Source organism: Pedobacter sp. UYEF25 (genome assembly GCF_054061655.1).
Genome location: NZ_JBSSEL010000043.1, coordinates 1 through 2,916 on the forward strand (window position 1 = coordinate 1; position 2,916 = coordinate 2,916).

General features: G+C 34.4%; 4 protein-coding genes. 2 read left to right on the forward strand and 2 right to left on the reverse strand.

Features of this window, described 5'->3' with window-relative positions:
• Nucleotides 1–167 precede the first annotated feature (167 nt).
• Nucleotides 168–299 carry a hypothetical protein gene (locus ACVWYG_RS19135; protein WP_457272657.1) on the reverse strand — a complete coding sequence of 44 codons (132 nt, stop codon included), beginning with the start codon at nt 297–299 and terminating at the stop codon, nt 168–170.
• A gap of 49 nt (nt 300–348) precedes the next feature.
• On the opposite strand from ACVWYG_RS19135, the gene ACVWYG_RS19140 reads away from it, so the two are divergent.
• The gene (locus tag ACVWYG_RS19140; RefSeq protein WP_243837346.1) at nt 349–831 is read left to right on the forward strand and encodes an RNA polymerase sigma factor; all 483 of its coding nucleotides are present in this window, start codon (nt 349–351) and stop codon (nt 829–831) included.
• A 1-nt stretch (nt 832) separates the two neighbouring features.
• Nucleotides 833–1,456: a hypothetical protein gene (locus tag ACVWYG_RS19145; protein ID WP_128536076.1), complete on the forward strand. Its 624-nt coding sequence runs from the start codon at nt 833–835 to the stop codon at nt 1,454–1,456.
• 67 nt (nt 1,457–1,523) lie between these two features.
• On the opposite strand, the gene ACVWYG_RS19150 is transcribed toward ACVWYG_RS19145, so the two are convergent.
• On the reverse strand, nt 1,524–2,855 hold the full coding sequence (locus ACVWYG_RS19150; RefSeq protein ID WP_128536077.1) for an IS4 family transposase: 1,332 nt from the start codon (nt 2,853–2,855) through the stop codon (nt 1,524–1,526).
• Between the last annotated feature and the right edge of the window lie 61 nt (nt 2,856–2,916).

Sequence of the window (2,916 nt, forward strand, 5' to 3'; positions counted from 1 at the left end):
CCAATGTCATTAAGTTAAGGAACCCCTCAGCATAAAGCCCCCTCTAAATCTCCAGAGAACGGAGACTTTAGCTTCGCACTTTTTTCAAGTCCTCCCAACCGGGAAGGATTTAGATGGAGCTGCCAGCTTTTTGGAGAGATTAGGGTTGTGTTTTCCTAATAGGCATTTTAATTGGTAAATGACTGTCTTGATAATTGGATGGCATCGAAGAGTTTTTCTAAACGACTTAAAAGGTGGATAAAATAATATGGTCCTTTTAAATAAGCTACATAACTGCTTAAAAAAATTAATTTTAACATCTGCTAAGGTTTTCCAATCTCATGCGACTAATTGTATAAATATCATTAATTGAAAGACCAGTTTATTTTATTAATAACTAATAACCAAGGCCTGATTCTAAAGGTTTGCAACATGTATTGCAATAGCCGGGAGGATAAAGAAGACCTTTTTCAGGACATCATATTACAGCTTTGGCGAGCCTATGGCTCATTTAATGGCAACTCAAAAGTTTCAACATGGGTTTACAGAATAGCACTTAACAATGCAATAACGCGGCTTCGGAAAGAAACCAAACGCGAAAAATTTGCTGCGCTTGACGATAGTGCTTTTAATATATCTGCTATAGACAATACGGAAGAAAATCAACAGGTGTTACAAATGTATTCAGCCATCAAAAATCTAACAGAAGTGGAACGGGCAATTACCATGCTGTATATGGATGATTATAGCTATAAAGAAATTGCCGATGTAATAGGTTTATCAGAATCAAACGTAGGTTTTAACCTGAATAAGATACGTACGAAATTAAAAACAATTGTAAATAACGGATAATATGGAACTGGACGAGTTTAAAGCGCACTGGAAGACTATCCAGGATAATGAATTTCAACAACAGAAGATTCCATCAGAAAAATTAAAACAAATTATTATGAATACCACAGACACACTAGGACACCTGCACTCGAAAAGTGCTTATTGGAAAAAATTTGGAACCGCTACAAACCAAATATTATTGGGTATGCTAGCAGTAGTATCGCTAATCATGTTAATAAAAGGTATTTATCTGCACAGAATTGCTGGCATTCTGGAGTCAGTTGCATATTTAACCATAATGGTAATTTACTGTATTGTAACTATTTGGGTTTTTAAAAGGCAGGAACAAATTTTTACTATATACAGTGGTGACAATGTGATGGTAACCCTTAAACAGACCATTTCAGCCTTCAGAAGATTTTATTTGATGTTTAACATTATTTATCTGTTTTTATATCCTGCATACTTTTATGCTGTTATTAAACTATTCTTGCCTTACTGGCACCCGTCCCTACAAACCATTTTTATAACTTGTGCACTTGCAACTTCAATATCACTTATTGGTGGTCACTGGTATTACAAAGTCAAATTCTTTAAAAAGTTAAAATCGCTTGAAGAAAATCTGAAATATTTAGAAAGTTAGCAATTTGTTAACTGAACCTAACGGATTAGATGCAAACAAACTTTGTCCATTGACATAAAATTAGGGATTAAATTGCCCTTTTATAATTCGTTAATGCCTCGTATTTACTTCTCGACTTATTGTTTTTTCTAGAATGTGGATATTTTCGATTAGGCCTCACTGGTTCGAGGTAATGAATAAATAATTCTTCAAGATGACGTAGGATCTTTTCAGGATTTCGATGTATAAACAAGTCTATCAACCTGTTTTTCATTATTCCATAGGCAATGTTCTTATTGATTTTATATTGATGTACACGTTTTGAAGTAATTAAGGCTATTTCTTTTTCACATGGTTTTGCAATGATAGCCTGGAAATTAGATAGGAAGAAAGTAATATAGAAATCTTGCATAATGGTCGTAACTCTCTGTCCGCTAAAAGCTTCCAATTGCAATTGATTTTTAATTGAGCTAAAGTTGGTCTCAATGCCCCATCGCATAAAATACAACTCTTTGAAAATTCCTTGTGGGTGGTCTGTTTGATTGAACAGGTTGGTTGCCAATACTTCTATTGTACCATCGTCAAGGATAACCTTAATCAACCGAACATTAATAGTTGAACCTATTGGAACAAAGAATCCTTGTTTGTATAGCTCATCTGATGAATACTTATTCGCTCTGAATGAAACCATTGTGTCGGTATCGTTACTAATAACGAAGTCTCTTATCTCGTATGTAAACCTTAAAGGGCAGCGCATAATATAGGGTTGTGGTTGTTCTTTATTCTCGTGAAGAAAGAAACTGATAAAGCCAGGATAACCACGATCATAGATTAACAACATATCAGATTCATAATATTGCACCCAATGTTGCGCCATTCTTTGTTCGGATATTTTCACAGGATAAAGTTCGGCCCTTATTGCAATTCCATTCAATATATCATAAGCAGATAGTGCCTGTCCCATTGGAAATTTCTTATCGCTTTTATTACTTTGAGTTCCAAAATGATTAATGACTTCATCGTAATGAATTAGGTTTATTATCGATCCGTCTACGGCAATGACCCGCATTCCATTCCAGCGCTTAATATTTTGTCCATAATGCTCATAAAAACTTTGTACTAAAACTTCATTGAGGCAAGCAAAGAATAAATCTTTGATTTTCATTCGTTGCTGACAGAAAGCTGATTTGCTTACTGTTAGCTCATCTATTTCTAACCAATTATAAAATTCAGCGATTTCAATACTGTAACTCCTACGGAAAAAATTTATTAATAAAAGAACTAACCGCTCAAACCCTAACTTTCTATCGCGGGAGAAATCTGTTTTTGAGTGTGTGAATAATGCCCTTAGCTCTGTTTGAGTAGCTGACTGGGTAATAAAAATTTTTAGGTCGTTAATGATTTTAATGTTTACAGGCATAATGCAACAATGATTTCCTGTAAAAGTAAAGCCTTCAAGTCCTTAACTTAATGGCATTGGG